Annotated in this window: 1 pseudogene; it reads left to right on the top strand. The window is 70.4% G+C overall.

What is annotated here, in order from left to right:
* Positions 1–273 (top strand): annotated as a pseudogene (locus KVS69_RS19255) (peptidase M20); the annotation flags it as partial.
* Positions 274–304: the final 31 nt, after the last annotated feature.

Here is a 304-nt window from a genome sequence, read left to right as displayed (position 1 = left end):
ATGTACATGGGCGAAGGCGGCACGATTCCGTACATGGGCATGCTGGGCGAGAAGTTCCCCGGCGCGCAGTTCATGAACACCGGCGTGCTCGGCCCGCATTCCAACGCGCACGGCCCGAACGAGTTCCTGCACATCCCGATGGGCAAGCGCGCCACCTCGTGCGTCCTGAAGGAGAGCAGCGAGCCCCCCGGGGCCCGCCCGGGCGGTGAAACCAGCGGTTCGCCGGTGTCCGCCGACAGCGGCGCCCGCCGCGGCGGCCTCGGCTGCTGCTGACAGCGACGATGACGGACGCAGCCTGCCCTTG

Source organism: Stenotrophomonas sp. GbtcB23 (assembly GCF_019091045.1).
Lineage (GTDB): Bacteria > Pseudomonadota > Gammaproteobacteria > Xanthomonadales > Xanthomonadaceae > Stenotrophomonas > Stenotrophomonas rhizophila_A.
This window is presented reverse-complemented; position numbering and strand designations above follow the sequence as displayed.